At 71.0% G+C, this 22,468-nt stretch carries 21 protein-coding genes and 1 pseudogene; 13 read left to right on the forward strand and 9 right to left on the reverse strand.

The window, feature by feature from the left end:
• Nucleotides 1–186 precede the first annotated feature (186 nt).
• Together ACQEXA_RS27910 and ACQEXA_RS27915 are read left to right on the forward strand one after the other, a co-directional pair.
• On the forward strand, nt 187–990 hold the full coding sequence (locus ACQEXA_RS27910) for an alpha/beta hydrolase (protein WP_433131411.1): 804 nt from the start codon (nt 187–189) through the stop codon (nt 988–990).
• 82 nt (nt 991–1,072) lie between these two features.
• On the forward strand, nt 1,073–1,933 hold the full coding sequence (locus tag ACQEXA_RS27915; RefSeq protein WP_432930364.1) for an alpha/beta fold hydrolase: 861 nt from the start codon (nt 1,073–1,075) through the stop codon (nt 1,931–1,933).
• Nucleotides 1,934–2,119: 186 nt separating this feature from the next.
• Here the strand turns inward: ACQEXA_RS27915 and ACQEXA_RS27920 are convergent, their stop codons facing one another.
• Both ACQEXA_RS27920 and ACQEXA_RS27925 read right to left on the reverse strand, forming a co-directional pair.
• On the reverse strand, nt 2,120–2,689 hold the full coding sequence (locus ACQEXA_RS27920) for a TetR/AcrR family transcriptional regulator (RefSeq protein WP_433131414.1): 570 nt from the start codon (nt 2,687–2,689) through the stop codon (nt 2,120–2,122).
• Nucleotides 2,690–3,182: 493 nt separating this feature from the next.
• A pseudogene (locus ACQEXA_RS27925) lies at nt 3,183–4,502 on the reverse strand (RNA-guided endonuclease InsQ/TnpB family protein).
• Nucleotides 4,503–4,528: 26 nt separating this feature from the next.
• On the opposite strand from ACQEXA_RS27925, the gene tnpA reads away from it, so the two are divergent.
• The 4 genes from tnpA to ACQEXA_RS27945 all read left to right on the forward strand — a co-directional run bounded on the left by tnpA (nt 4,529) and on the right by ACQEXA_RS27945 (nt 9,275).
• Nucleotides 4,529–4,960: an IS200/IS605 family transposase gene (tnpA, locus tag ACQEXA_RS27930; RefSeq protein ID WP_432930356.1), complete on the forward strand. Its 432-nt coding sequence runs from the start codon at nt 4,529–4,531 to the stop codon at nt 4,958–4,960.
• A 563-nt stretch (nt 4,961–5,523) separates the two neighbouring features.
• Nucleotides 5,524–6,369 (forward strand): SCO2400 family protein, encoded by an 846-nt coding sequence (locus tag ACQEXA_RS27935; RefSeq protein ID WP_432930354.1) that lies wholly within the window; start codon nt 5,524–5,526, stop codon nt 6,367–6,369.
• Between the two features lie 765 nt (nt 6,370–7,134).
• Nucleotides 7,135–8,466, forward strand: coding sequence for a protein kinase domain-containing protein (locus ACQEXA_RS27940; RefSeq protein ID WP_433134636.1), 1,332 nt, complete (start codon nt 7,135–7,137; stop codon nt 8,464–8,466).
• Between the two features lie 131 nt (nt 8,467–8,597).
• Complete coding sequence (locus tag ACQEXA_RS27945) at nt 8,598–9,275, forward strand: DUF6445 family protein (RefSeq protein ID WP_432930350.1); 678 nt, start codon at nt 8,598–8,600, stop codon at nt 9,273–9,275.
• A gap of 64 nt (nt 9,276–9,339) precedes the next feature.
• Here the strand turns inward: ACQEXA_RS27945 and ACQEXA_RS27950 are convergent, their stop codons facing one another.
• Together ACQEXA_RS27950 and ACQEXA_RS27955 are read right to left on the reverse strand one after the other, a co-directional pair.
• Nucleotides 9,340–10,137 carry a TIGR03943 family putative permease subunit gene (locus tag ACQEXA_RS27950; protein ID WP_432930348.1) on the reverse strand — a complete coding sequence of 266 codons (798 nt, stop codon included), beginning with the start codon at nt 10,135–10,137 and terminating at the stop codon, nt 9,340–9,342.
• On the reverse strand, nt 10,134–11,168 hold the full coding sequence (locus ACQEXA_RS27955) for a permease (RefSeq protein WP_433131417.1): 1,035 nt from the start codon (nt 11,166–11,168) through the stop codon (nt 10,134–10,136). Before ACQEXA_RS27955 ends, ACQEXA_RS27950 begins: the two co-directional genes overlap by 4 nt.
• Nucleotides 11,169–11,427: 259 nt before the next feature.
• Between ACQEXA_RS27955 and ACQEXA_RS27960 the strand changes: the two genes are divergently transcribed.
• On the forward strand, nt 11,428–12,171 hold the full coding sequence (locus tag ACQEXA_RS27960) for a DUF4142 domain-containing protein (protein WP_360991253.1): 744 nt from the start codon (nt 11,428–11,430) through the stop codon (nt 12,169–12,171).
• A 213-nt stretch (nt 12,172–12,384) separates the two neighbouring features.
• Entirely contained in the window at nt 12,385–13,401 is a 1,017-nt protein-coding gene (locus tag ACQEXA_RS27965; protein ID WP_433131419.1) for a sporulation protein, read from the forward strand.
• Here ACQEXA_RS27965 and ACQEXA_RS27970 read toward each other — a convergent pair.
• Together ACQEXA_RS27970 and ACQEXA_RS27975 are read right to left on the reverse strand one after the other, a co-directional pair.
• Nucleotides 13,398–13,682 carry a ribosomal protein L7/L12 gene (locus ACQEXA_RS27970; RefSeq protein ID WP_432930343.1) on the reverse strand — a complete coding sequence of 95 codons (285 nt, stop codon included), beginning with the start codon at nt 13,680–13,682 and terminating at the stop codon, nt 13,398–13,400. The two genes, ACQEXA_RS27965 and ACQEXA_RS27970, sit on opposite strands and share 4 nt — an antisense overlap.
• A gap of 93 nt (nt 13,683–13,775) precedes the next feature.
• On the reverse strand, nt 13,776–14,546 hold the full coding sequence (locus ACQEXA_RS27975) for an alpha/beta fold hydrolase (RefSeq protein ID WP_432930341.1): 771 nt from the start codon (nt 14,544–14,546) through the stop codon (nt 13,776–13,778).
• Nucleotides 14,547–14,608: 62 nt separating this feature from the next.
• Between ACQEXA_RS27975 and ACQEXA_RS27980 the strand changes: the two genes are divergently transcribed.
• Entirely contained in the window at nt 14,609–15,031 is a 423-nt protein-coding gene (locus ACQEXA_RS27980) for a MarR family winged helix-turn-helix transcriptional regulator (protein ID WP_432930339.1), read from the forward strand.
• A 131-nt stretch (nt 15,032–15,162) separates the two neighbouring features.
• Here the strand turns inward: ACQEXA_RS27980 and ACQEXA_RS27985 are convergent, their stop codons facing one another.
• Together ACQEXA_RS27985 and ACQEXA_RS27990 are read right to left on the reverse strand one after the other, a co-directional pair.
• On the reverse strand, nt 15,163–15,903 hold the full coding sequence (locus tag ACQEXA_RS27985; RefSeq protein ID WP_433131421.1) for a L,D-transpeptidase: 741 nt from the start codon (nt 15,901–15,903) through the stop codon (nt 15,163–15,165).
• The gene (locus tag ACQEXA_RS27990; protein ID WP_360991241.1) at nt 15,893–16,396 is read right to left on the reverse strand and encodes a SigE family RNA polymerase sigma factor; all 504 of its coding nucleotides are present in this window, start codon (nt 16,394–16,396) and stop codon (nt 15,893–15,895) included. The genes ACQEXA_RS27985 and ACQEXA_RS27990 overlap by 11 nt, the downstream gene beginning before the upstream one ends.
• Nucleotides 16,397–16,532: 136 nt before the next feature.
• Here ACQEXA_RS27990 and ACQEXA_RS27995 point away from each other — a divergent pair, with 136 nt between their 5' ends.
• On the forward strand, nt 16,533–17,477 hold the full coding sequence (locus ACQEXA_RS27995; RefSeq protein WP_432930335.1) for a L,D-transpeptidase: 945 nt from the start codon (nt 16,533–16,535) through the stop codon (nt 17,475–17,477).
• A 75-nt stretch (nt 17,478–17,552) separates the two neighbouring features.
• Nucleotides 17,553–19,397, forward strand: coding sequence for an alkyl/aryl-sulfatase (locus tag ACQEXA_RS28000; protein WP_433131423.1), 1,845 nt, complete (start codon nt 17,553–17,555; stop codon nt 19,395–19,397).
• Nucleotides 19,398–19,443: 46 nt separating this feature from the next.
• Here the strand turns inward: ACQEXA_RS28000 and ACQEXA_RS28005 are convergent, their stop codons facing one another.
• Nucleotides 19,444–20,787 (reverse strand): helix-turn-helix domain-containing protein, encoded by a 1,344-nt coding sequence (locus ACQEXA_RS28005; protein ID WP_432930331.1) that lies wholly within the window; start codon nt 20,785–20,787, stop codon nt 19,444–19,446.
• Nucleotides 20,788–20,962: 175 nt separating this feature from the next.
• Here ACQEXA_RS28005 and ACQEXA_RS28010 point away from each other — a divergent pair, with 175 nt between their 5' ends.
• On the forward strand, nt 20,963–21,130 hold the full coding sequence (locus tag ACQEXA_RS28010) for a hypothetical protein (RefSeq protein ID WP_359402884.1): 168 nt from the start codon (nt 20,963–20,965) through the stop codon (nt 21,128–21,130).
• 49 nt (nt 21,131–21,179) lie between these two features.
• The gene (locus ACQEXA_RS28015; protein WP_432930329.1) at nt 21,180–22,421 is read left to right on the forward strand and encodes an amidohydrolase; all 1,242 of its coding nucleotides are present in this window, start codon (nt 21,180–21,182) and stop codon (nt 22,419–22,421) included.
• Nucleotides 22,422–22,468: the final 47 nt, after the last annotated feature.

A 22,468-nucleotide genomic window follows, 5' to 3' on the forward strand; every position in this document is an offset into this window, starting at 1 on the left:
CTCGGGGCTGCGCTCCATCCGTACGTCACCGCGCTTCCTCCCGCTGCCGCGCCGCGGTGACTCGCCTGCCCCGCCGAGACGTACCGCCCTCGCCTGTGAAGCACGCCACGGAACACCTGGTTGCTTCGGCCATCGATGGGGCATTACGTTGCAACAAGATAGAACGTTCTATTCACCGGAGGTCCGATGTCCCGCGGCACCGTCGTGCTCATCCACGGGCTGTGGATGACGCCGCGCAGCTGGGAAGGGTGGGCCGAGCGCTACCGGGCGCAGGGCTACAGGGTCATCGCCCCTGCCTGGCCGGGGATCGACGAAGAAGTGGAAGACACCAGGCGCAACCCGTCACGGACAGCGGGAGTGGGTCTGCGCGAGGTGATCGCCCGCTACGAGGAGGCCATCCGGGATCTCGACGAGGCGCCCGTCATCATGGGGCACTCCTTCGGCGGCGCCGTCACCCAGGTCCTGCTGGACCGCGGTCTCGGCCGTGCGGGCGTCGCCATCGACTCGGCCCCCGTCAAGGGCGTGCTGCCGCTGCCGTACTCCACCCTCAAGTCGGCCTTCCCGGTGCCGGGCCACCCCACCAGGAGGAACAAGGCCGTCCCACTGACGCCGCGGCAGTTCCACTACGGCTTCACCAACACGCTCAGCGAAGAGGAGTCCGCCGCCGTCTACGAGCGCTACCACGTTCCCGGATCGGCGCGCGTGCTCTTCCAGAGCGCCTTCGCCAACTTCAACCCCCGCGCCGCCACCAAGGTCGACGTCCGCAACGGGCGGCGGGCTCCGCTGCTCTTCATCGCCGGCGGGGCCGACCACATCGTGCCGCCGACGTTGAACAGAGCCAACCGGCGGCTCTACCGCAACTCTCCGGCCGTCACCAAGTACCGGGAGTTTCCGGGCCGCTCCCACTTCATCGTCGGCCAGGACGGTCGGCAGGAAGTCGCCGACTACGCACTCGAGTGGGCGGCTCATCACGCGTACGGCCGCGGCTGACGCGGCCCCACGCCCCCCATACCCCCTTTCCGCGCGGACGGAGTAACCCATTCCGTCCCGCCGACTCACAAGGAGAAAACAGATGTCCAAGCACCGCCACGTCACGCGCGGCCGAGTCGGCCTCGCCGTCGTCGGAGCGGCAGGCCTCGCCCTCGCCGCCGGCCTCGCCACGAACGCATCGGCTGTCCCCGGTGAAAAGGCCCACGCCGTCAAGCCGACCGTCGTACTGGTACACGGCGCCTGGTCCGACTCGGCCAGCTGGAGCGGCGTCATCAAGCGCCTCCAGGCGGACGGCTACCGGGTCACCGCCCCGGCCACCCCCCTGCGCAGCCTCAGCGGCGACTCCACCTACCTGGCCGACTACCTCAAGACGATCCAGGGCCCCGTCATCCTGGTGGGCCACTCCTACGGCGGCGGTGTCATCACCAACGCCGCCACCGGCAACCCCAACGTCAAGGCACTCGTCTACGTCGCCGCCTTCGCCCCCGACAAGGACGAAACGCTCGCGGGCATCACCGCCAAGTTCCCCGGCAGCCACCTCAGCGACGACCCGAAGGCCCCCATCCCCACCGCGCTCAACGCCGTCCCCTTCACCCAGCCCGACGGCCACACCGACATCGACCTGTACATCAAGCCCGACAAGTACCGGGACATCTTCCTCAGCGGGCGGCTCAACAGCGCCACCGCCGCGGAACTCGCGGCCACCCAGCGCCCCCTCGCCGCGCAGACCTTCGGCGAGCCCTCCGGCACCCCGGCCTGGAAGACCATCCCCTCCTGGTACCTCGTCGCCCACGACGACCACGCCATAGCTCCGGCCGCCGAGAAGTTCATGGCAGCGCGCGCACACTCGCACACGGTCGAGGTCAACGCGCCGCACGCCGTCCAGCTGATCGACCCGGGCGCAGTCACGAAGCTCATCGAACGGGCCGCCACCCACCGCTAGTCAGCCCGCCGTCGGCCTCCGCCCCACCTGAACGGGCGGAGGCCGACGCGTTTCCCCAGCAGAGGAAGGTGCGTGCGCCCAGCACACCCGAGAACATCGAACGAGCCCCGAACAGGGGCGGGAACCGGCCGCAAGAGGGGGCAAGCAGGCCACGAGGGATCAAGAAGGCGCGGAGCGTCCGTCGGTTCACTCGGCCGCGAGAAGTGCGGCTACCCCATGCGCCAGCGTGGCGCTCGCGGTCTGCGCATCGCCCAGGTACCCGGCGACCATCGCACCGTCACGCAAGGCCACCATCACATCCGCCGAGCGCGCGGGGTCGGCGGCACCGACCTCCCGGAACGCATCCTGGATGACGCCGTGGAACCAGTCCCGGTGTGTCAGCACCGCCTGGTGGATCACGCTGTCCGGGTCCGGATACTCCGCGGCCGCGTTGATGAACGGGCATCCACGGAAACCCGGTCCGCACATCTCCTGTCCGATGCCGTGCGCCACAGCCCCGAGGAAGGCGGACGTGTCACCGATCGCCTGCCGCGCCGAGGTCATCTCCCCGCGGATGCGCTGGTCCGTCGCCTCGAGGTAGGCGCGCACAAGGTCGTCCTTGCCCGCGAAGTGCCGGTAGAAGGTGCCCCGGGCGACATCCGCTTCCGCCATGACCCGGTCCACGCCGACCGCACGGATACCCTCCGCGTAGAAAAGCTTGCCCGCCGTACCCAGCAACCGCTCACGGGCCTCGGAACGGCGACCCGCCTCAGGCATACCCATCACGTTCGACACACCTCGAGTATATAGAACGTTCCTTCCATCCGCCCGAGCGCTCGTGGGACGTCCGGCGCACTGCCCCTCGAACGGCAGGGGCCCTGCTCCGCCCGGGCGGGCGGAACAGGGCTGGTGCGACGGAGGTGTACGGGCCCGTCAGCCGGTCTGCGACCGGGTCTGCTTCATGCCGTCGACGATGGCCCGCTTCATGATGGCGCTGGTGTACAACACCGTGCCGGGCTTGATCAGGGCGTCCTCGCCGCTGGTCTCCCGGACCTGGACGCTGCGCTGGCCGAGGAAGACATGGGTCTTCCGGTCGAAGATCCATTCCTGCGCCGGCCGCCGGTCTCGTCGAGCTGGGCCACCGCCACCCCGTGCCGGCCCACCGCGTCCACCGCGTCCCGTACGACGACACCGGATCTTCTCGGCGGCCTTGAACAGTGCCGATTGAAGTGCTCTCCTCCCTTCGCAAGCTCAGGAAGGAGATTCCTGCCTACCTTGCGGCGGCGGGCTTGACGCGTTTTGGCGCCTGACGACTGCACCTTCCGGCAGCCGGGATCGCCACGAGGCCGATCCGGTACAGGTGCAAGATGTTCCGGGCTGCGTTCCAGTCGGCGTTCGCCGCGAAGCCGCAGTCCGGGTTCTTGCATACGAACGTGGCCTGGTCCTTGCGGCTGCCTGGCGTAGTGAAGCCACATGCAGAGCAGCGCTGGGAGGTGCCGGGGGCTGGAACTTTGACCAGTGTGGCGCCGTACTGGGCGGCCTTGTACGCCAGCATCGTGACCGTGCGCCCCCATGCCTCCTGGCTGATGGAGCGGTTGAGACCGGCCTTCTGCTTGACGTTCTTGCCTGGCTCTTCGACAGTGCCCTTCGCGGACTAGACCATGTTCGTGATGGTGAGTGCTTCGACCACAACCGTGCCGTACGTGCGGGCGAGGTAGGTGGTGGTCTGATGCTGCCAGTCAAGGGCGCGGCGCGTGGCTTTTGCGCGGAGCTGCTTGATCTGGTCGTACGTGTGCTGCAAGCGGCGGGACGTCTTCTCACCGCGTTTGCGGAAGCCTTTTCGGTGCGCTGCTTCGCGTTCCAGGCGTAGCAGCTTGGCTTTCTCCTTCGGGGTGAGCCACTTGTCCCGGTCAGCGGTGCCGTCCGGGAGTCTGGCGGGGCGGCCGTGGTCTTGATGGTTGCCGTCGGAGAGAGCGAGGGGCACCGTGACGCCCACGTCGATACCGACCTCGGGGCCGGTGTGGGGCGCGGGTGCGGACTCCTGGGTCATGACACGGAAGGCGATGTGCCAGCCGAGCGCGTCTTTGATGAGCCGGGCCCCGGTGATCCGGTTATCGGTGGTGGCGTGCTTGCCGACGGGGAGGTTTTTGGTCCAGCGGAATCGGACCCGGCCGATCTTGGGCAGGTTGACCATGCCCCAACCGCGGTGCACCCCCTTGATGTTCAGGTCGCGGCCCTGCGGGACGTCCACGCTCATCGCGGACCGGAAGCGGCCCTTGAAGTTCGGTGCGTTGGCCCGGCCCTCCCAGCAGTTCTTCCATGCCTGGACGTACGTCTTCAGCACCGCCTGCGCGGCCTGCGCGGGCAGGACGGCAAGGAAATCGAGGTCCTTGCGGGCCTGCCGTATCGCGGCATCGGCGTTTGCAGGCGTGCGCTTGTCCTTCGGCATCATCTGCCACCAGGCGTGCAGCAGGTTCCACATCGTGCGGGCCGCGTGCGCCTGGGCATCGGCGTTCGACACCTCGGCAGGCGACAGTGCAAGCCGGGCACGGTGCCCGAACTGCCGCTTCACCAGGGTGTTTTCACTCATAGCGATCACCATACTACAGTTGGTTTATGTCGCCGCGATGGAATCCGAATCCCGACGTCCGCACCGGCCGTCACGTTGTCTACAACCTGCATGTCCATTTGGTGTTCCTCACGAAGTACCGGCGCGGCGTGTTCACCGACGCCATGTTGAACAGGTGCGAGGAGATCATGCGGGAGGTGTGCGAGGACTTCGAGGCCGAGTTGAAGCAGTTCAACGGCGAGCACGATCACGTCCACCTGCTGGTGCACTACCCTCCGAAGGTCCAGCTCTCCAAGCTGGTCAACAGCCTCAAGGGCGTCTCCGCCCGGCTGCTGCGCAAGGAGTACGACACGCACGTCCGCCGGTACCTGTGGGGCGGGCACTTCTGGTCCGGGTCCTACTTCGCAGGCTCATGTGGAGGGGCGCCGCTCACCGTCGTGAAGAAGTACATCGAGCGGCAGCAGCGCCCCGTAAGCTGAGGTCAACACCGCGGACCCGTGCCCACAGCCGAGGTCAGAGCAGTCTTGAGATGCGCTTCACCACCGCCCTGAAGGGTGTCGGCGGCGCACTGCGCAAGATTAGAGGTAGACCGCGCGGACGTAGCTGTCGAAGAGCTCAGCGAACGCGCTCGAATCCCCGGCCCGTACCCGGGTACGCATATGAGTGCTCACCTCAATGAGCTGTCCGGCACCTTTAACACCGGCTTCCCATGACGTGCGCCACACTCGCTCTTGATGCGTCTGACGGCCCCGCCGGACCCACAGCGAAGTGCCGACCCGCCCGGACCGAGCCGGGTGCCGTGCCCGGAGGCGGATCGCATCCCCGGGCGAGGACCGCGGACGCGCGTCCGGGGTCGGTCGGCGCCCTTCTGTACGCACTCGCGCAAGGCCCTCGGAGAATCCGCCCAGGAGTGTCACACGGACTGCACACAGTCTTTCGATGGCCCCGTTAGCGTTGCGGCCGCTCGGTCCCACGTGCGAACGGGATCAGCCGCCGCCCCCGCGGCGACGGCATATCACCCCAGCACCCAGGAAGACCGCAGATGGACTACTGCTCCTCGTGTCGTCGGCATCTCAATGGCGCCCTGGTGTGTCCCGGATGCGGTGCCTACGCACCGGACATCGCGCCCGTCACCCGCTACGACCGCCCCGTTCCCGCCCGAGCCACCACCGCGCCTGCAGCCCCAGCCGTGAACTGGGATCTCTCCGCCCTGGAGACGGGGTACGGGGAGCACCCTCATGAGGAGGACGCGTCCGAGGCCGCCCCGGACGACGCCGCGGACGGCGGTTACACGGGCGCGCCGCAGGGACGGGCGGCGCGCCGTCGCCAGCGGGCCCGCTGGAAGAAGAACCAGCGCCGCGCCGTGGTCGCGACCGCCGTGGCGCTCGTCGGGGGCGGTCTGACCCTCGCCTCGATGGACCGGCACTCCGGCGACCGGGCCCAGGCCGCCCCGGCACCGGACGTCACGAGCATGGGCGGCACGGACGGACAGGCGACGGACGGCGCGCAGCTGCCGTCCACCCAGGTGGAGCCCCGCCGGTCCGCGCCCACCTCCCCCGCACACTCGTCGCCCGCCGCCGGGCTCGCCGCTCATCGGTCCGCGGCTCCCCAGCCCGTCACCACGGCGCAGGGGATCCGGCCGGACGCCGCCGCCGTTCCTCGTACGATCCTGGCGACGCCGACGATGGCACCCTCGTCCCTGCCCACCACCCAGTCGCAGTCCTCGGGTTCCACGGTCACGCTCCCCGACCACACCCCCGCGCCGCAGAGCACGCCCACCACCACGGCGCCCGCCCACGGGACGGGCTCGGGAGCGACGCAGCCGACGCCCGCGCCTACGGCGACATCGCCGTCGCATCTCTGCCTGCTCGTGCTGTGCCTCGGCTGATTACCACCCGAGTCATGGTGTAGCCCACCGCACCCGCACCGCGGTGGGCATGGGCCGCCACATCTTGTCCGGCGGCCGCCCCTGTCGTACGACACCACCACGCGGCCCACACGCCGGTTCGTCGTGACCAAGGGGCCGGGCTTCTCCTCGTTCGCCGGCCGCCGATCACGATCGCGCTGATCGGCACGCGCGCGCGTCTTCCAAGCGCGCGGAGCCGCCCGAGCGTGTCCATGCACCCATTCACCGCGCGCCGTACGGCTCTGGCGACGCGGTGCATCAGCAACGTGCTCGCCCGACCCCCGGCCCGGTGCGCGACGCGGCACCTGAGCGCCTGATTCTGCACGGCTACCTCGCCGACGGTCGGGTCCAACCTCGCCGCACGCCCGGAGAACCTCGGCGACGGCGTCGACATCGAGCGCTCCTGGGACGTCGGCCACGGAGCCGACGAGGACGCCGCACACGTCATCACCTGGATCAGTGAGGTGACGGGCCACACCGAGCAGCACCCCTCGCCCGCCGACCGGCCGACCGGCCCAGGTGGCGGAGAACCTCGGGACAGGAGTGTCGGACACGCGAGGATTGTGCGGCCGGATCATCACGCCTCACCCACCACAGGGGGGAGTTCGTGATCGATTCTAATGTCCGTGCCAGTAAGGTGGGCCCCGCTGCGGCACCCCACCGTCATTCGCCCTGGCGAAGTCACGGCCGGCGGCGGTCGAGCCGTCGCACCGCTTTTCGTCTCACGGCATGAGGATGAAACAACAGGTGCTGATCGCGGGCCGGTACCAGCTGAACACCACCATCGGACGTGGCGCGATGGGAGAGGTGTGGCGCGCGCACGACCAGATGCTCGGCCTGCCCGTCGCCGTCAAGGTCCTGCTCGCGCAGAACAGCGATCCCACCGCCGACTCCCGTTTCCGCCTGGAGGCCCAGACCGCGGGACGGCTGCACCACCCTCATGTGGTCGGCGTCCTCGACTTCGGCGAGCACGAGGGCCAGCTCTTCCTGGTGATGGAACTGGTGGAGGGCGACAGCCTCGCCCGGGTGCTGTCCGACGAGGGGCCGCTCCCGGCCGAGCGGGTCGCGGACATCGCGGCACAGGCCGCTGCCGGGCTCGCGGTGGCGCACGAACAGGGCATCGTGCACCGGGACATCAAACCGGGCAACCTGCTCCTCGACGCGAGCGGTGCCCTCAAGATCGGCGACTTCGGTATCGCCCGCTTCATGGACGACCCCTCGGCCGCGCTCACGGCGACCGGGCAGATCGTCGGTACGAGCCTGTACATCGCCCCCGAGCGCGCTCTGGGCAAGCCCGCCGGACCGGCCAGCGACGTGTACTCGCTCGGCTGCGTGCTCTACCAGCTCCTCGCCGGCCAGCCGCCGTTCCGCGCCGACTCCCCGATCGCGATCCTCCACCACCACCTCGACAGCGCCCCGGTGCCGCCGCGCGAGCTGGGCATCGGTCTGCCGCCCGCCTTCGAGAACTACCTCCTCGGCCTGCTCGCCAAGCGGCCGGAGGACCGGCCCACCGCACAGCAGACCGCCGACTGGTTCGCCTCGGGCGCCTGGCGAGGCCACCCCGAACCGCTTCCGGCCGCAGCCCCGGAACCCGGTCATGCCCCGGCGAGGACGATGGAACCGCCGGCGCTCCCCCGCGCGGGGACGGGCCCGTCGACGACGTACAAACTCCCGTCCGCACCCAGTGTCCCGGGCCATCGGGCGGCCAACCGGCAGTGGCCGTCGGCTGCCGCACACCGCGAGCGGCCCGCGACCGGAAGTCACCGCGAACGACCGGTGCAGGGAAGCCACCGGGACCGTCCCGCGGCGGGCAGCCACCGGGACCGTCCCGCGGCGGGCGGCCGGCGTGAGCGTCCGCCGGCCGCGGCCCGCCGTGAACGGGCGCAGGGCGGGGGCCTTCGGGACCTGCGGTCGCTGTGGGTGCACTTCACCCGCCGGCCGCGCGCGGTGGGGCTGATCGCAGCGGCGGCGCTGTTCCTGATCGCGATGTTCGTGGGTATGGCGGTGTTCTCGCCCGACAGCAGCTCGGCGGAGACACCTGGGGGCACACAGTCGGGTCCTGCTACGCCGACACCCTGATTGCCGGGCAGGCACGGCGCATTTGGGCTGTCAGCCGCTCAACTTCCCTGCTGCAGCAGGCGATTGAGTTGACGAAACGTTGACCGATCGAAAAGAGAACAGTGGTGGCGGCCGACTGTATGTTCACCGGCATGCCCCCACAGCCCCCACGCCTGCCCGTGCTCCCGTACCGCAAGCCGACCAGGGGACGGGACTACTGGGTCCTGGACGACGTCCTGCCGAACGTGGACGAGGTCCGGTCCCGTTGTCTGGCCAAGGACGAGGGCGACTGGGCCAAGGGGTTCCCGTACACGCAGGAGAGCTGGCCGGGGCTGCGCACGATGCCGGGGCTCGAACCGGACGAACTCGACCGGATCGAGGGGCTGGTGCGCAAGGAGACCGGTGCGCAGAAGCTGTGGCAGCAGACCGCGCCCGGCGGCGGCACCCTCAACCACAACTGCGTCCAGGTCGTCGGCAAGGACGAGGGCGAACCCCGCCCGCACACCGACTCGCGGGCCCTGTGCCGCTACGCCGCGGTGCTCTACCTCAGCCCGAACGTCCCCAAGGACTGCGGCACGAGCTTCTACCGCCAGAACCTGCCGGGCGGGGTCCTCGGCGGCAACATGGTGCAGGCCCCGCACAACAACCTGGTCGAGGCGCTGGGCACCCGGTACGTCACTCCCGACGCGTTCACCGAGGACGTCCGCGTACCGCAGCGCTACAACCGGCTGCTCCTCTACAAGGCGAACATCATGCACAGCGCCACCGGCTACTGGGGCAGCGACCTCGAGGAGAAGCGCATGACGGCCGTCTTCTTCTGGATGGCCTGACTCCCGGTTACGCGAACGGCCCTTGCCCGGGCGCCGGTTCACCTGGACGTAGAGGCACACCCCGTCAGCGCGAAGGAGCGAGCGGAAGGTCGTCCGTGTACGCGTTCACCGGGCGGGTGATCCGCTCGACGGCATGGGCGTCGAGCGCCACCGGAGCGGACTCCGTGCCCAGGATCCCGCCGGGGTGCCAGGTTCCGGTGACCGCCACCCAGGTGTTGGCCCTGAGAGCCGGGAACCCGTACATCCGCACCTTCACGGTCTGGGCGTCCGCCGCGCAGCACGAGAAGATGATCCGGGTCAGATACCAGCTGCCGCTGCGTTCGTCGGGCGTGACGAAACCGGTCATCTGGATACTGCGTCCCTTGATGGTCCGCTTCCGGTCCTGCTGCACACGGCTGGTGAAGTCCGAGAGGGTCATCGGGAGGGGCGAGGTCGCGGGCAGCGGCTCGAAGTCCTGCTGCTCCGTCACGGACTTGGGCGGCTGGCGGGAGGCGGTGTACGCGCCGAGGGCCGGCGGTGCGTAGAAGAGCAGGCTCAGCACGGGCAGGAACAGCAGCCAGGCCGCGCGGGGCGCGCCGGAGTGATGGTGACCGTGGCCGCCGCCCTCGTGAGCGCCCCGGTCGTCGTCATGGACGTGGACGTCGTCGTGGTCCTGACCGCCGTGCTCGGGACGTCCCGCGTGCCCGCGCACCTGCGACACGACTTCCGCGACTCCCAGCAGGAGCAGCAGCACGCCCGAGACGATCAGCAGCGGACGCAGTCCCTGCTTGACGTATCTGAGGTACAGGTCGCCGAAGAGCGAGGCGTTCAGCAGACCGAGTCCGCCGAGGACGAGCAGGATGGCCTGGAAGGGCCGTTTCACAGCAGCGCCCCTCCGATCAGCGCACCGCACAGCACGGCGACGACCGTCGTGGCGGCGGAGAAGCGGGCCGCGAAGGCCCGGCCGAACGTCCCCGCCTGAAGGGTGATCAGCTTCAGGTCCACCATCGGCCCGACCACCATGAACACCAGCCGGGCGAGCGGCGAGAAACCGGTGAGCGAGGCCGCCACGAACGCGTCGGCCTCGGAGCAGACCGCGAGGAGGACCGCCAGCCCGGCCATGAACAGCACCGAGAGCCAGGGCGAGCCGGAGAAAACGTCGAGCACGGAGCGGGGGACGGCCACGTTGAAGGTGGCCGCCGCCATGGCGCCCAGGACCAGGAAACCGCCCGCGTGCAGGAAGTCGTGCTGGAAGCCGAGCCGGAACTCCTGCCAGCGGCTGCGCCCCGGCTCGTGACCGGCGTGCCGTACGGTCGGCCGGAGCCATTCCTCGCGGCCCAGCCAGAGCCACAGCCAGCCCATCAGGGCGGCTGTCGCGAGCGAGGCCAGCAGCCGGGCCACGACCATGGCGGGGTTGCCGGGAAAGGCGATCGCCGTGGCGGTCAGCACCACCGGATTGACCGCGGGCGCCGACAGCAGGAACGCGAAGGCCGCGGCCGGAGTGACCCCCCGACCGATCAGGCTGTTCGCGACGGGGACCGAAGCGCATTCGCAGCCGGGCAGCACGACCCCGGCGACTCCGGCGACCGGAACGGCGAGCACGGGCCGGCGGGGCAGCACCCGGCTGAACACCTGGGCCGGCACGAAGGCGTTGATGGCGCCGGACAGCGCCGTACCGAGCAGCAGAAAGGGCAGCGCTTGGACGGTGATGGCGAGACAGACGGTCCGCCAGGCCTGCATGACCGGCTGGTCGAGCCACTGGTCGAGGAGCAGGAGCATCGGGCCGGTCAGTATGGCCGCCGCGAACAGGATCGGCAGGGGCAGGGGCCGGCCGCGGGCGGGGGCGTCGACGGTCGCCGCGGGCACCGCGACGGCCGACTTCGCCTCCTCGGCCAGTTCTTCTGTCTTCTGCATGCCGGCTCCGAATGTCGGATGTTCGGATCGAACATAACTGGCGCCCCACCATGCTCCCCACCACCGCCACGCGCTCACTTTTCCGAAGCGACAGCCGTTTTCCTGGAGCGTTTCCCCCGGCCCGCCGCCGTCCCCTCGGCCGACGCGGCTCACTGTGTGACGGCCGCCACAGTGCGGGCCCCGCCGATTTTGCCTCTCGAAAAGGTGCCGAGCTCCGCCACACCCGTATCCCTGGGCGTAGGAACAACCAGGAGGTGCCATGCGCATATCACGGAACGCGGCGGGAACCCTCTTCGTGGCCGGCGCTCTGACGCTGACTCTGACGGCTCTTGTCTATCCCTCGATGCTGGGCGTGCAGACCGTGTCGAGCGCTCCGACGCGCGTGATCGCCAACACCTCGTCCGGACCGCTGACCGAGGCGGACCGCGACTTCGTCGTCAAGGTGCGGGCGGCCGGTCTGTGGGAGTTCCCCTCCGGTGAGCTGGCCGTGAAGAAGGGCACGACCCCGGCCGTACGCACCGCGGGACAGCACCTCATCAACGGGCACGCCAATCTCGACGCGACGTGCCGGAAGGTGGCCGCGCAGCTGGGCATCGCGCTGCCGAACCAGCCGAGCCCACAGCAGCAGGGGTTCGTGGCGACGCTGACCGCGGACCAGGGCAAGCAGTTCGACCACGACCTCGCGAACATCCTCCGCGTGACCCACGGCCAGATCTTCCCGGTCATCGCCAACATCCGCGCCACCACGCAGAACACCCTGGTCCGCCAGCTGGCCGACCAGGCCAACGACACGGTGCTCGACCACATCACGGTGATGGAGCAGACGGGTCTGGTGAACTTCGACTCGGTGCTGTTCCAGGAGACGACCCCGCCGAAGCTCCCCAAGAGCAGCATGACTCCGCCGGCCCCCGCGCCCGGCGAGCCGACCGTGATCCTCTCCCCGCCGCCGGGCTTCACCCCGCCGCCCTCGACGACTCCCTCACCGGTACCGACCACGGGCTGATCCCGCGGAGCAGGACGGCTTCACGAGCCACCGCGCTCCGGCCATCGGCGGGAATTCGTCGTCCGTACGGGTGGCTTGCGTCATGACTTCGCTGCTCGGGAACTCCGCCGCCGCTTCGGCCGGTTCAACTGGCATCGGACCGGCGTACGGTGCCGGCGGTCGCCGACCGTGGGGACGGACGGCGAGTGCGATCAGTGAAGGAGCGACACCGGCATGGTGTTCAAACGGCTGCTCGGGGCCATGGGCGTAGGCGGCCCCTCGGTGGACACGGTCCTCGACACCGTCGTGGCACTGCCCGGCGGCACCCTCTCCGGCCAGGTGCACCTGCACGGCGGCGACTCACCCGTGGAGATCGAGCACATCGGGCTCGAACTGGTCGCACGCGTGGAGGCGGAGCACGGGGAGGGGGAGAGCCACGGGACGGCGACCTTCGCCCGGTTCACGGTCGGCGGCGGCTTCAGGCTGGACGTGGAGGAACAGCTCAGCGTGCCGTTCGCGGTGACGTTGCCGTGGGAGACACCGATCACCGAGCTGTACAGGCAGCAGCTGGGCGTCCTGCTCGGCGTGCGCACCGAGCTCGCGGTGGCCGGCGCGAAGGACAAGGGCGACCTGGACCCGCTGTCGGTCAGGCCGCTACCGGTGCAGGAGGCCGTCCTCGAAGCCCTCGGCCAACTCGGTTTCGGCTTCCGCTCGGCCGACCTCGAGTACGGCCGCATCGGCGGTACGGGACAGCTGTTGCCCTTCTACCAGGAGATCGAGCTGACCCCGGCCCCGCAGTACGCGCACGCGGTCAACGAAATCGAGCTGACCTTCCTCGCCGCCCCCGACGGCGTCGACGTCGTCCTGGAGGCCGACAAGCGCGGCGGCCTCTTCTCGTCGGGCCATGACGCACTCGCCCGCTTCACGGCCACCCACCACGAGGTCCCGACCCGCGACTGGAACGCCACCGTCGAGGGCTGGGTCGGACAGCTGGTCGAGCACCGGGCCGCGTACGGAACGCAGTGGGCTCATGCGGAACACGGCCACTACGCGGGACATGACCCGTACGCCGGTCACGGCCACCACGGTCCGCACCATGACGACCACCACGACGGCCATCGCCCCGGCCCCGGCCTCGGCACGGCGGTCGCCGCGGGTGCGGCGGGACTGGCCATGGGAGTCGTCGGCGGGCTGGTCGCGGCGGAGGTGGTGGACGAGATCGGCGACTTCTTCGAAGGCGACGAGGACTAGGGCTGAGCCATCCGCTCGACGGCCTCCTTCGCCTCCTTCAGGTCGGCATCCGTGATCTCGCGGTACGCCTTGATCGCCGCGATCTTCTTGCCGTCGTTCAGCAGGGCGGCGACCCGGGCCAGATCCGGGTCGCCGTGGCGGAGCCCCAAGTGGTCGAGAATCAGGTCGAGTTTCCGCTCGACCCGGTCGATTCGGCGGTCGCTGCGCCTGAGCTTCGCTTCGACACCGGTGTACCCGACCAGGAGCAGGGCGTAGACGACGAGAAGACCCCATATGTTCATGGGCGGCGATCCTAGGGGCGCGTCCCGTCCGGACCCGGTCCGGCGCGCCCGGCCGTGCGCGTGCGGTTGATCACCCCTTTGGCCCGCCGCGGCTCACTCCTTGAGAAAGGCGTCGATCAGGGCGAACGTGGCCTCCGGCCGCTCGATCTGGGGCAGATGGCCCGCCTCCGGGATGATCTCGAGGCGGCCGTTGCCGAACGCGGCGGCGTACGCGGCACCGTAGGCGGGCGTGACGATGCGGTCGCTCTCGCCCCACAGCAGAAGGGCGGGAAGACGAAGGCGCCCGAGGCGGCGCGAGAGCTTCGGGTCGTGCATGTACGGGTCGCCCGCGAAGGTGCGCAGGGCCGCCAAGTCGCCCTGACGCAGTACGCGTTGCGTCTCGGGCACGTCGGCCGGGTCGACGTAGTAGCGGTCGGGGTCGTGGTAGGCGTGCTGGGCGACACCGCGGGCGTCCAGGGCGAAGAAGTCCGTGATCGGCTCTCCCTCGACCACGACTCCGACGGCGTCGATCAGGACGAGCCCGGTGATGATTCCGGCCTGGTCGCGCACGGCCATCTCCGCGCCGATCCAGCCGCCGAGCGAGGAGCCGACGACGAGCACGTCGCGCAGTCGCCTGTCCTGGAGGAAGTGCAGATAGGTCAGGGCCAGATCGTCGACGCCGGTGAACCAGTCGGGGCGCGGGGTGCCGTTCCAGCCGGGATGGGTGGGGACGAGGGTGTGGGCGTTCCGCGCCATATGGGCGGCGAGTCCGGCGACCGTGGCGGGGCCTCCGCCGCCGTGCAGGATCAGTACGGGTCGCCCCGTACCGGACTCGGTGAAGGTGAGGACGGGCTCGGGCTGGGCGAGTGCCGGCGATGTCGTCATGGCCATCACGCTAACTAAACATCTTTATATAAGCAAGCTTAGTCAGGTGCTAGCCTGCACTCATGGCCGCTGAACTGCAGATCCTCGGAAGAGCCGTGAAACAGGTCCAGTACCGACAGCACCGGGCGCTGGACAGCCGGCTCTCGGCCGTCGGGACGACACTCGCCCAGTGGGACGCACTGCGGGCGATCAGCCGCTCGCCGGGGGCGACCGCGAGATCGCTGGCCGCCGCGACGTTCCAGAGCGAGCAGGCCTTCGGCACACTCGCCGGCCGGCTGGTGAGCCAGGGCCTGGTCGAGCGGCGGCCGGGTCACGGCCGGCGCCTCGAGCACCACCTGACACCGGCCGGAGAGAAGACGCTGCGGGCGGGTCACCGGGTGGCCGACGAGGTCCTCGCGGAGTGCTTCGCCCCGCTGTCCGAATCCGAGCGGACGGCCCTGCTCGCCCTGCTCCGCCGCCTGACCGAGGAACCGGAGGACGATTAAGGCCAGTCACGGCGGTGGCCTTCCACTCCGGGCCCGCGTCCCGCGTCGGCGGGGACGCCCCGGCTCCTGCCCTTCCCGGCCACCGCATCCGCCGTGGCCGGGAACCGGGCGTGTCGAGACGGCGGACGCGCCTAGCGCCGGCCGGTACCGGCCCCCGTCCCGGCCGGCGGGGACGAGGGTCCCGTCGCCGTCGTTCCCGCAAAGGAGCGGTCGGCCGCCTTGGACGTCCCTGCCGGTGAGGGCGAGACCTCGCCGCTCTCGATGTCGACCACGTCGCCCACGCTCAACCGCTTGTAGAGCCACTTCGCGTCACTGAGGCCCAGGCCGATCCAGCCGCTCGTCGTGTCGTAGCGACCGGGCGCCTTGGCGTCGTACGCCAGACCGCCGAAGTAGGTTGTCGTGCCGTCGTCCGCGCTGAGTTCGACCACCCAGGGCACCTTGATGCCGTAGGCGCCCGTGAGGCCGACCTCCTTGCCGGACAGCGTCCTGATGTCCGAAAGGGCGGTGACCGTCATCCGTCCGGTCGGCGTGGGAGTGCGCCGTGCGCCCGCGGAGACCGGCACGGCGCGGGAGCCGACGATGAGCATCCGCCGGCTGAGGTCCACCGTCGCGACGGCCGCCGCCCGGGTGCTCGGCACGCTCGCCGGGGTCGCGGCCGGGGAGGTGCGGTCGTCCGTGCCCGGGCCGGTGAGACCCAGCAGCAGCACGGCACCCAGAGCCGCGGCGGCAGAGGCGCCGGTGACCGCGGCGACCGTACGGCGGCGGCGTCGGCGCGCGCCCGCCCGGAGGCGGATCTCGGGGCCGGGGACGGACGGCGGGGCCTGCCCGGAAGCGGCCAGTTCGCGCAGCCCCGCGGCGAGGTCATCGGACACGGTCGTCCTCCCTCTCCTCGTCGCCGACGGCCAGTTCTCGCGCCAGGGCCGCCCGGCCCCGGGACAGCCGTGCCTTGACCGTCCCCACCGGAGCGCCGGTCTCGGAGGCTACCTGCTCCACACTCAGGTCGCACAGATGGTGCAGAACCAGGGCCATCCGCTGCGGCTCGGGCAGTTTGCGCAACGCGGCCACCAGCGCGGCCCGTTCCGGGTCCGGACCCGGTGTGTGCTCGGGCGGCGGAGTACGGCGCACCAGTTCCACCCAGCGTCGCGCCCGCCGCCAGCGGCTGACCGCGAGCCGCATCGCCACGGTCCGCACCCAGGCCTCGGGCGCCCCGTCGGCGAGGAACTCCCGACGCCGGTCCCAGGCGCGTACGAACGCCTCCTGCACCACGTCCTGCGCCTCGCCGTGGTCCCCGGTGAACGCGTAGAGCTGCCCGGTCAGCCTGGGGAACGCGGTGGCGTAGAACGCGTCGAACTCTTCCTCCGTCATGCCCCCGCCACGTGCTCCCTCATCGCCCCGCCACAACGTCTCGCGTCTTTCCCGGAGTCGGCTCGCAACCCGGTCGTCTCCCCCGTGCGTACACGTCCCGTACGCCGCACATCGAAACACACCACAGGGGGACACGATGAGCAGCAGAACCAGGAGCGGGCGCCGCGGGCTTTCCCGGACGGCCGCTGCCGTGTGCGCGCTGGCGGCGCTCGCGGGCTGCGCGCAGACGGCCGCACCGCACGCGGGCGCCCAGGTGCACGCGGCGACGGGGCAGCCTGGCACGACGGCGGACCCGACGCCCAAGCCCACGCCGAAGCCGCTGAAGCGACTGCACGGCGCGCACATCAACATCGCCGACGGGCAGACCGTCGGCGTCGGCATGCCGATATCCGTCACCTTCAGCCGTCCCGTACCACGGGACCAACGCGCCGAGACAGAGCGGCAGTTGAAGGTCGTCGCACAGGTGGAGGGCTCCTGGAGCTGGGTCAGGGACCGGAATCTGCTCGACGGTCAGCGCGTCGACTTCAGGCCGCGCACCTACTGGCTGCCCGGGACGCGGGTGACCGTGCACGCGGGCTCCGGCATCACCCGGCACTTCAGCGTCGGCCGCTCACTCGTGGCCACGGTGAACGTGCGCACGCACACCATGAAGGTCGTCACGGACGGCTCCACCCGGACCGTGCCGATCACCGCGGGCGCGCCCGGCATGGACACCTGGAACGGCACGATGGTCGTGTCCGACAAGGCCCGCAGGGTCTTCATGAACTCGCGCACGGTCGGCTACGGCGACGCCTACGCGGGCTACTACTTCTACGCCGTGCACCTCACCGCCTCGGGCACGTATCTGCACCAGAACCCGAAGGCGGACACATACGCGGGCCACCAGAACGTCACCCACGGCTGCGTGGGACTCGCCACGGACGGCACCGCGAAGCGGTTCTACGACGAGGTCGTCCCCGGTGACGTGGTGACGGTCGTCGGCTCCCGGGAGACGGTCGCGCCGGGCAACGGCTACGGCGACTGGAACGTCGGCTGGGCCGACTGGCGAGCGGGCAGCGCCCTCGCGTCCGCGTCCGGCTGATCAGCGGCGCGGTTCCCGGTCCTCGAACGGCCCCCACCGCTGGCCCGCGGTGTCCCCTGCCCCGAGGCTGGCCCCATGGACGCCGCGCCCCGCGACGGTCTTCCCCCCTTCGAGGACCGGACCGACTTCGAGAACGCCGACCGAGGGTTCGTCGCCGCCCTCGTGCCCGCCGTGGTGACGGCCGGGGACGGGCGGGTGGTGTGGGACGGGGACGCGTACGCCTTTCTCGCCGGGGACTGCCCCGACAGCGCGCATCCCGGTCTGTGGCGGCAGTCGCAACTGTGCGCACGGCAGGGGCTGTACGAGGTGACCGAGGGCGTCTACCAGGTGCGCGGGCTCGATCTGGCGAACATGACTCTCCTGGAGGGCGACCGGGGGGTGGTCGTCGTCGACCCGCTCATCTCCGCGGAGTGCGCCGCGGCCGCCCTCGCCCTGTACCGGCGGCACCGCGGGGAACGGCCCGTCACCGGACTGGTCTACACCCACTCCCACGTCGACCACTTCGGTGGTGCCCGCGGTGTGCTGCCGCGCGAGGCGGAGGCGGGCGTGCCGGTCATCGCACCGGTCGGGTTCCTGGAGCACGCGGTCAGCGAGAACGTGTTCGCCGGGCCCGCGGTCGCCCGCCGCGCCGGGTTCATGCACGGCACCCGGCTGCCGAAGGCGCCGGACGCACAGATCGGCACCGGCCTCGGCACGACCATGTCCACCGGCACGGTCAGCCTCGTCCCGCCGACCGTCGACGTCACGCACAGCGGGCAGACGGAGATCGTGGACGGGGTACGGATCCTGTTCCAGCTGACACCGGGCACCGAGGCACCGGCCGAGATGAACTTCCTGGTCACCCATCGGCGCGCGCTGTGCCTGGCCGACAACGCCACCCACACCCTGCACAACATCCTGACCCTGCGCGGTGCCCTGGTCCGCGACGCCCGCGTCTGGTCCCGCTACCTCGACGAGGCCATCGACTTCTTCGGCGACGCCTACGACGTGGCGTTCGCCTCGCACCACTGGCCGACCTGGGGGCACGAGAACGTCGTCCGGCTGCTAGCGGAGCAGCGGGACCTGTACGCCTATCTGCACGACCAGACCCTGCGCCTGCTGAACAGCGGTCTGACGGGAGCGGAGATCGCCGAGGAGCTGCGGCTGCCGCCCGCGCTGGAGGGCGCCTGGCACGCACGCGGTTACTTCGGGTCCCTCAGCCACAACGCCAAGGCGGTCTACCAGCGCTACCTGGGCTGGTACGACGGCAATCCCGCCCATCTGTGGGAACACCCGCCGGTCCAGCTCGCCGAGCGGTACGTGGAGGTCGCGGGCGGCCGCGACCCGATGCTCGCGGCGGCGCGCCGGTACGCCGACGCCGGGGACCTGCGCTTCGCCGCGACCCTCCTCAACCACCTTGTCTTCGCCGACCCGGACGACGAGGAGGCCAAACGTACGCTCGCGGTCGTGTACAAGCAGCTCGGGCACGGCGCCGAGAACGGGACCTGGCGGAACATCTACCTGACCGGAGCCCGGGAGCTGGTCGGCGACGCGGGAGGCCCCGCCGTCGCCACGGACACGGCCGGCATCACGTCCGCGCTCGGCGTCGGCATGCTGCTCGGCTCCCTCGCGGTGCGCATCGACGGGCCGCGTGCGGCGCGCGAGCCGCGGCTGATCATCGATCTGATCATCATCGACGAGGAGCGCCGGTACCGGATCAACCTGGAGCACGGCGCGCTCACCCACCGCAGTCTGCCGCTGCACCGCACACCGAAGCCGCATGCGGGCCTGACGCTCACGCTCACCCGTCCCGAACTGCTCGGCCTGCTCGCGGGCCGGGGGCTCGCGGGCATCGAGACGGACGGCGACCGGGGGCTGCTGAAGCGGCTGTTCTCGTATGTGACGCAGCCGGACCGGCGGTTCCCGGTCGTCACGCCCTGACGGGTTCCGCGGGGTCCGAGGGCTCCCCGGCCCGCCGGTTCACAGGTCAGAGGGGCGGCTGGGCGGGTGCCGGGCCCAGGGTCGTGGTGCCCGGGGCGGTGCGGTGGCCGAGGCCCGTGCGGTAGGCGTCCAGAGCCGCCTCCACCCGGCCGGTGCGGCGCAGCAGATCGCCGAGCAGCCGGCACAGGTCCGCGAGGTCGCCCGCCGCGCCCGCCCGCTCCAGCAGGCTGAGCGCACGCACGTAGTGCTCCTCCGCGGCCTCCGTGTCACGGGCGTCCTCCGCGATGATGCCGAGCAGGCGGTGCGCGGCGGCCGAGTGCACCGCGCCGCGCTCCGGGCCGATGTCGCCGAGGACACCGTGCAGCAGTTCCGCGGCCTCGGCGGACTTCCCGCGCCGGTGCAGCACGTCCGCGAGTTCCACCGCGACCTGGCTGCTGTAGAGGGCGGCCCGCTTCTCCGAGAGCATGGCGAGGGCTTCGCGCAACTCGCCCTCCGCCCGCCCCAGTTCGCCGTTCTGGGCGTAGAGGTAGCCGCGCATCCAGTGGCAGTTGGCCAGCTCGGTGCGGATCTGCAGCTGGCGGTAGAGCTCGGCGGCCTTGGCGAGGGAGGCGTCCGCCTCGGCGACACGGCCCTCGGCGAGGAGCGTGCGGGCCACGGACCGGTGCATACGGGCCACCAGGGCGGGATCCTGGACCTGGGGTGCGAGGGCCAGGGCGAACTCGGCCGCCTGCGCCGCCCGCACGTGCGCGCCCATGTCCATGTACGGGCCTATGGCACTCGCGTAGAGCAGCAGCAGGGCGTCGGGGTCGTGCAGTCCGGAGCGGTTGAGCTCGTCGAGCGTGGACTCCAGCAGGTAGCAGGCGTAACGGAGTTCGCCGGCCAGGTAGTGGGAGACGGCACGGCCGCGCAGCGCCGGGGCCCGGCTGGGCAGCGGGGCGTCGGCCAGACGCTTCTCGGCCCGTTCGAAGTAGCGCCGTGCCGTCGCCAGATCGCCGACGTCCAGGGCGCACTCGCCGAGCCCGAGCAGCGCGGCGGCCTCCTCGGCGCCGAGCTCGTTCGCCTCGGCCTCGGCGAGCAGCGCGCCGTACTGTTCGGCCGCGGCCTCGGCCTCACCGGTGGCCAGGGTGCGCTGGGCGTCGGTCAGTCTGAGCCGCAGAGCGGTGCCGAGGTGGGCGGGCCGCCCGGTGGCCAGCTCGTCGAAGGCGACACCGAGCCGCTCGGAGAGATGGCGCAGAGCGTCGTCGGAGGGCCGGACGCGTCCGGCCTCCAGGGTGGAGATGTAGGCAGGCGTGTACGCGGGCTCGGCCAACTGCTTCTGGGTCATGCCCCGCTGGCGCCGCAACTGCTGCACCCTGCGCCCGATGGTCTCCGGATCATCTCGCTCCGCCATGGATTAATCATGCCAGTAAGCACAGTAATGAAGCTGCCCTCCTGACCCTTCGTCAATCTTTGCCTTCAGGGCCTGAAGTTTCCCTGACGGCCTTCCCGTCAGGCCGCTTCACCCCCTACGTTAGAAGCGCATTAAGCGTGCTTAATCCATCGCTGTAATTGCGAGGTCGGTTGCAGTGCTCGTACGCCCTTCCGTACGCCACGGACGCATATCGCCGCGTTACGCCAGAGGCTTCGCCGCCGCGGTCGTCGCTGTGGCCGCCCTGGTCACGGCGGCCAACGCGGGACCGGCCCGGGCGGCGACACCCCTGCCCGCCGAGCACGTCGCGCACACCCCGCGCTGAGCCGAGCGGCGCCGTACCGGTGGGCGGTCCCTGCGCCTACTCTGGGCCCGTGACCTCCTCCGCCGCACGTACCGCGCTGGACCTCACCGCCGACCTCCGGGTCGCCGGCCTGGAGGACTGCTACCGGGATCTGCACCGCCATCCGGAACTCTCCCTCCGTGAGCACCGGACCGCCGGGAAGCTCGCGGAGCAGCTGCGCAAGGCCGGGTACGAGACCGTCGAGGGCGTCGGCGGCACCGGGGTCGTCGGGGTGCTGCGCAACGGCGACGGTCCCACCGTCCTGCTGCGCGCCGACATGGACGCCCTTCCGGTCGCCGAGGAGACGGGTCTGCCGTACGCCTCCGAGGTGCCGGGCGTCATGCACGCCTGCGGACACGATCTGCATGTCGCCTGGCTGGCGGGCGCCGCCGGGGCGCTGGCCGCCGGGCGCGACGCCTGGTCGGGCACCCTGCTGATGGTGGGCCAGCCCGCCGAGGAGACCGGGCAGGGCGCGCAGGCCATGGTCACGGACGGGCTCTACGAGCGCTTCCCGCGCCCCGACGTTCTGCTCGGCCAGCACGCGGCACCAGGTCCGGCCGGGCTCTACGCGCACTCCCCCGGCCTGATCCTGTCCGCGTCGACGGACGTGGACATCGTCGTGCACGGCCAGGGCGGCCACGGCTCACGTCCCGAGTCGACCGTGGACCCCGTGGTCACGGCCGCCTACCTGGTCACCCGGCTGCAGACCGTCGTCAGCCGGGAGGTCGCCCCGCGCGACTCCGCGGTGCTGACCGTGGGCAGGATCGAGGCGGGCACCCGGCACAACGTCATCCCCTCCGAAGCCCGCATCGCCCTCAACCTGCGCACGCAGTCGATGGCCGTCCGCGACCGCATGATCGCCGCGATCTGGCGTATCGCGGCCGGTGAGTGCCTGGCCGCCGGCTGCCCGCGCGAGCCCGAGGTGATCGTCGGCGCCGACTTCCCGGCCACCGTGAACGACGCCGGCACCGACCGCCGCGTCGCCGCCGTGCACGGCGAGGTGTTCGGCGCGGGCGCGGTCTTCGACCCCGGTCCGGCCATGGGCAGCGAGGACTTCCCGCACCTGGCGCCGGACGGCGTCCCGTACACGTACTGGTTCGTGACGAGCACCCCGGCCGACGTCTGGGAGGCGGCTCCGGGCGCCGACCTGATGGAGAAGTTCACGGCGGTCCCGAGCAACCACAGCCCCCGCTTCGCGCCCGACACGTCCACGCTCGTCCCCGGCGTACGGACGCTCGTGTCGGGTGCCCTGGCGCATCTGTCCGTGGCATGACCTGGCCGGCGACCGCTCACTCCACGCGGCACACGGGCTGAGGCCCC

This window comes from Streptomyces sp. CA-106110, from assembly GCF_050936285.1.
Classification (GTDB): domain Bacteria; phylum Actinomycetota; class Actinomycetes; order Streptomycetales; family Streptomycetaceae; genus Streptomyces.